The 4,857-nt window shown below is 67.4% G+C and carries 6 protein-coding genes; 3 read left to right on the top strand and 3 right to left on the bottom strand.

All coding sequences use genetic code 11. The features are described 5' to 3' along the window. The 3 genes from HR086_RS44795 to HR086_RS44785 all read right to left on the bottom strand — a co-directional run. Window positions 1–1,316, bottom strand: a 1,316-nt coding sequence (locus tag HR086_RS44795) for a two-component regulator propeller domain-containing protein (protein WP_305794124.1), incomplete at its 3' end; no start/stop codon positions are given. Window positions 1,317–1,517: 201 nt separating this feature from the next. Further along, window positions 1,518–1,796: a hypothetical protein gene (locus tag HR086_RS44790; RefSeq protein WP_174462666.1), complete on the bottom strand. Its 279-nt coding sequence runs from the start codon at window positions 1,794–1,796 to the stop codon at window positions 1,518–1,520. Between the two features lie 50 nt (window positions 1,797–1,846). Then, the gene (locus tag HR086_RS44785) at window positions 1,847–3,319 is read right to left on the bottom strand and encodes a serine hydrolase (RefSeq protein ID WP_174468709.1); all 1,473 of its coding nucleotides are present in this window, start codon (window positions 3,317–3,319) and stop codon (window positions 1,847–1,849) included. Window positions 3,320–3,427: 108 nt separating this feature from the next. Here HR086_RS44785 and HR086_RS44780 point away from each other — a divergent pair, with 108 nt between their 5' ends. The 3 genes from HR086_RS44780 (at window position 3,428) to HR086_RS44770 (ending at window position 4,741) form a co-directional block, all read left to right on the top strand. Continuing rightward, the gene (locus tag HR086_RS44780; RefSeq protein ID WP_306663482.1) at window positions 3,428–3,976 is read left to right on the top strand and encodes a TlpA disulfide reductase family protein; all 549 of its coding nucleotides are present in this window, start codon (window positions 3,428–3,430) and stop codon (window positions 3,974–3,976) included. A gap of 35 nt (window positions 3,977–4,011) precedes the next feature. Further along, on the top strand, window positions 4,012–4,314 hold the full coding sequence (locus tag HR086_RS44775) for a hypothetical protein (protein WP_141643313.1): 303 nt from the start codon (window positions 4,012–4,014) through the stop codon (window positions 4,312–4,314). 154 nt (window positions 4,315–4,468) lie between these two features. After that, window positions 4,469–4,741, top strand: coding sequence for a hypothetical protein (locus HR086_RS44770; protein WP_174468708.1), 273 nt, complete (start codon window positions 4,469–4,471; stop codon window positions 4,739–4,741). Window positions 4,742–4,857 lie beyond the last annotated feature (116 nt).

Here is a 4,857-nt window from a genome sequence, read left to right as displayed (position 1 = left end):
CGGTACGAGCCCTGCGTGAAGCCCGCCCACAACATGCCCTCCCTCGTGCGCAGCAGGCTCAGCACACCGCGCGCATCCGCACCCTCGGGAACGGGCACGCGCAGAGGCTCGGCCTGACCGGTGCGCACATCCACGCGGTCCACGCCCCCGCCGAAGCTGCCCACCAGCAGGTGGCCCTCGTCTTCGGGAGTCACCGCCCACACGTCCTCGTTCGTCAGCCCGGAGGTCCTGTCCCCACCCCTCGCCCGCAGCGTCTGGAAGACGTCGGAGCGCAGCGGCGCATGGAACAGGCCCATTCCAAACGTGCCGATGAACAGGTCTCCGCTCGCGCCCACGGCGAGCGAGCCCTCGTCGATGCGCTGCTCGTAGCCGGGCCCCGCCGAAGGAAGCCGCTCCTCGCTCACCACTCCGCTCACGGTGTCCACGCGAAACAGGCCTGAGCCGAAGGAGCCGACCCACAGCGTCCCTCGCCCATCGGGCTCGAGCTCGGTGACGGTACGCAGCTTGTCCACGACGCTGGACGGCGTGAGCCTGGCGCGGCGAAGGACCTGCTCGCCCGGCCCGATCCGATAGAGCCCCGCGCGCGTCCCCACCCACATTCCTCCGCCCAGGTCCGGGGCGAGGCTGAAGACATCCCTCGCGTCGGGGCCTCCCTCGTCTGGAGAGACGTGCTCGAAGGCGTGGGTTCCCGGGTCCAGCCGGAACAAGCCACCCTTGAGCGTGCCCACCCAGAGCGCGCCGGCGCGGTCGTGACGCAGCGCCATCACGAACTCCTCGCCGCCTCCCGGTACGAGCGGCACGCGCACCGCTCGCCCGGTCGATGGGTCCAGCAACGCCAGGCCCGCGCTCGTCCCCACCCACAGTTGGCCGTCATCCGCGTCCGCGAGCGCGAACACGCCGTCGTGGGGAAGGCTCGTGGCGTCCGAGGAGTCGTGGCGGAAGTGTTTGAAAGACCAGTGTGCCCGGTCCACCAGGCTCAGCCCGCCCGTCATGGTGCCGACCCACAGGCGACCGAGGCGGTCTTCGAACAAGGTCCGCACCGCGTTGCTCGCCAGGGATGCGGGGTTGCCGAGCTCGTACTGGAACTTGCGAAAGCGCTGACCGTCGTGGAGGTAGAGCCCCTCGCGGGTGCCAATCCAGAGCAGCCCCACGCGGTCGTACATCACCTCGGTGATGTACTCGGCCTCAAAGGGGCGGGCGCCTCCCACCTGCACCAGCTCGAGTGCCGGGGCGCCAGACGCGACGCCAGCGCTCAACCCCAGCAGCAAGAGAACAACCAGAAACCGAGACCACGAGGCGGTGCGCGCGGTGCGCATCCCGGGCTCATACCACTGGAGCCGAGGGGCCGTGGACGGACGCGGCGTCACTCGCGCGACGCGCCCTGCCCGCCGGCTGGCTCGCCAACCGTCTCGCCTCACGGAAAACACACCACAGGGGCAAGTGAACGGCGAGCTGCCCGGCGGCATTCCTATGACGGCGAGAATCGCGGTGACCGTAGCCGACGCCTGGGTGCCCGCTCAGTCCTCGTTGAAGTCGGCGTCGAATGAAGCGATGGCTTGCTCAACCGTCGCGAACAGCCTGCTCCTCACCTCGGGAGCCTCTTCACAAAGCAATTCCCAGAAGCGCTGCTCGTGGCCCCGGAGCATCTCTCGCTCCACGGGCAACCAGACCCTGTCAGCGCTCTGGACCATGAAGCCGCGTCCGGGAAGCACTTCAATGCAACGGTAGATGACGGCCTTCTCTGTCCCCAGGCGTTGGACGATGTCGAAGGGGCGGTAGAGAACCGGGTCGCTCATGAGCGGGAAACATACTCCCGCGGAGCCCAAGCCCCGCGGGAGTCGATACGTCAGGGCGTCTTCGCCGCGGGCTTCTCGATCTCCTTGAGAACCTTCTCCGCGTTCGTGTTGGACGGATCCAACTCCAGCGACCGGCGATAGCTCGACGCGGCCAGGGCCTTGTCGCCGTTGGCCAGATACGCTTCGCCCAGGCTGTCATGGACGTTCCCATCCTGCGGGAACTGATCCACGTTGAACTTGAAGATCTCGATGGCCTCCGGCATGCGCCCGGCCGACAACAGCTGATAGCCGACGGTGTTGAGTTCTCCCGGACCGAAGAAGTACTCGGTGGGCTTCTTCTCCTTGACCGTCTTGTACCGCGCGATGGCGTCCGAGGCGGTCCCCTTGTCGAGCACCTCCCACACCACTTCGCCCATCGGCTTCAGCGGAGTCTGGGGCGTGACGCCGTGCAGGATGCTCAGGGCTCCCACTGCCACGCTGCGCGCCCTCACCCCGCGCCCCACGTTGCTCAAAACGATGACAACTTCCTTCTTTTCCGGCACGCGAATCAGAAACGAGCTGAAGCCGTGGATGCCTCCACCGTGGCTCGTGGTCGCGACCTTCGTCTTCCCGTCATCCAGTTGGGTCGGGGCCACGTTCCAGCCGAAGCCGTAGTCGTCCAGCCCCGGGGTGAACATCTTCTGCTTCAGCGCCGCCGGCAGCACCTTGTCCCCGTAGAGCGCGCGGTCCCACAGGTAGAGATCCTCCACCGTCGAGTACATCGACCCGGCGGCATAAGGCAGGCCCATGTCGATGTATGCCGCGTTCACGAAGCCGCCCGGGTTGCGCTCGTAGCCGCTCGCGCGCTTCGCCAGCACCGTCGCCGACACGTCGAAGCCCGTGTTCTTCATCCCCACCGGCTCGAAGATCCGCTCGCGCAACACCTGCGCATAGGTCTTGCCCGTCACCTTCTCGATGATGGCGCCCAGGAGGAAGTAGCCCGAGTTGTTGTACGAGTACTTCGACCCCGGCTCGAACTCCAGGTCGCCGCTGGCGAACTGCTTCACGAAGTCGGGAACCTTGTACGGATTGCGAGCGAACTTCGCACTGAAGTCTGGCCGCGACGTGTAGCTGGGGATGCCCGACGTGTGGTTCAGCAGGTGCGTCACCGTGACGCGCGCGCCCGTGTCCTGGCGGTAGTCCGGCAGGTGCTTCGTGATGGGGTCCTCGAGCCCCACCTTGCCCTCTTCCACGAGCTTCAGGATGAGCACGGCGGTGAACTGCTTGGTGATGGAGCCGATGCGGAACTTCGTGTCCGGCGTTACCGGGATCTGCCACTCGAAGTTCGCCGGGCCATACCCCTTCTTGAGGATGATGCCCTTCTCGTCGGCGACCAGCAGCGCACCATTGAACTGCTTCAGCTCGGTGTACTTCGCCGTCAGGCGATCAATCGCGTCCTTCCGGCTCGCCGCGGTGGCCGGTGACACCACGAGCAACAGCGCCAGTCCCGCGACAACACCCACATCCATCCAACCGCGCTTCATTCAGGACTCCCGCGACACGTAGAACAGCCAGAACCCGCCATCTCCACCGGTTCAGGCCCACAACCACTTCCCCTGCACGAACGAAGACCGCTTCGATTGCGTGCGGGCATGGCATGGGCCAAGGGCCCGCGCTACCTTCAGGGCTTGATGCGCATCCATCACCCCTGGCACGCCCTGGCGCTCGGCCTGCTCGCCATGACCTGGGCCTGCCGGAGTGACCCTCCGCCCAGCTACGTCCGGATAGAAGGCCCCGCGCCGATCATCGCGGATGCACCGGACTCGCGCGCGTTGCTGGTGGTGTTCTGGGCGTCGTGGTGCCCTCCCTGCCGCGGGGAGACACCTCAGCTGCGTTCCCTGGCCGAATCGCCTCCCGAGGGACTCCAGGTCATCGTCCTCAGCCACGACACGGACCTCGCGGACGTGGAGTCGTACTTCGAGGGCCCTCCCCCACCCGAGTTTCGCCTGCGCCTGGACGTGGGCAAGCAGGTCGCCCATGCCTTCGGCGTGGAACTGCTCCCGACCAGCCTCCTCGTGGTCGATGGCCGACTGGTCGCCCGCTTCCCAGGCCCTCGTGACTGGGACTCGCGGGCCATGCGACGCCTCCTGGAGAAGTTGACCGTCACGCCGGAGAGCCGGGCGGCCGGCTCGGCGAATTGACTCCGACCCTTCGTCCTGGCTAAGCCAGTGGGTGGATGCGGTTCCTCCTGCGATTCCTGGCCGTGCTCCTCGTCCTGATGACGGGCGGCGTCTTTCAGACGCTGGCCTTCGCTTCGGACACGCACGCCGACTGCGCGGAGGAAGAAGACGACGAGTGCACCGACTGCGCTCCCAGCTGCGTCCTCTGCCCCTGCTGCCCGCTGAGGGCCACTCCCGCGCCGGTTCCCGTCCTGGAGAACCTCGCGGACGCGCCCACTCCGCCGCCCGTGCCGGGCCGCGTGGACGAGCCGGTCCTCTCCGGGCTGGCCGACGACATCTTCCAGCCGCCTAGAGCCTGACGCCTCCCTTCACGGGAGACGTGTGCCCTCCGCATGCCCACCGGGCGTGCGCGTGCATGCGCGTCCTCGTCGCCTGAAGCCTTGTCCAACGCCCCCGCGCCTGGTCGCGCGGGAATTCACCGCCGTGGGCGACCGCCCCGGCTGGAGTCTCCTCATGCATTCTCTGCGTACCCTGTCCGTGCTCGTCGCGCTGCTCACCGTCTCCCCTGCCCTGGCCGAAGCGCCCAAGGCCCCCGAGAAGTCCCAGTCCTCCGAAGCCGAGAAGCCCAAGTGTGAGCACGGCGTACAGAAGTCCCTGTGCACGCGCTGCAACCCGAAGCTCGCCGCCGTCTTCAAGGCCAAGGGCGACTGGTGCGCGGAGCACGAGCGGCCCGAATCCCAGTGCTCCCTCTGCCACCCCGACCTCGCCAAGAAGGGCGTGAAGTAGATGCCTGCCTCCCGCGTCGGTCCGGTGATGCTGTGCGCCCTGCTCTGCTTGAGCGCGGCGAGCTGCTCGAAGGAATCCAAGCCCGCCGAGGCGGAGAAGCGCGCCGCGTCGTCGGC

Source organism: Myxococcus sp. CA039A, assembly GCF_013336645.1.
Classification (GTDB): Bacteria; Myxococcota; Myxococcia; order Myxococcales; family Myxococcaceae; genus Myxococcus; species Myxococcus llanfairpwllgwyngyllgogerychwyrndrobwllllantysiliogogogochensis.
Note: the sequence above shows the minus strand (reverse complement) of the source record. Positions and strands in the feature narration are given on the sequence as shown.

Coding starts and splice junctions, on each gene's coding strand:
- HR086_RS44775 (WP_141643313.1), top strand. CDS start 4,012: ATGCGGTTCCTCCTGCGATTCCTGGCCGTGCTCCTCGTCCTGATGACG.
- HR086_RS44785 (WP_174468709.1), bottom strand. CDS start 3,319: ATGAAGCGCGGTTGGATGGATGTGGGTGTTGTCGCGGGACTGGCGCTG.
- HR086_RS44780 (WP_306663482.1), top strand. CDS start 3,428: ATGGCATGGGCCAAGGGCCCGCGCTACCTTCAGGGCTTGATGCGCATC.
- HR086_RS44770 (WP_174468708.1), top strand. CDS start 4,469: ATGCATTCTCTGCGTACCCTGTCCGTGCTCGTCGCGCTGCTCACCGTC.
- HR086_RS44790 (WP_174462666.1), bottom strand. CDS start 1,796: ATGAGCGACCCGGTTCTCTACCGCCCCTTCGACATCGTCCAACGCCTG.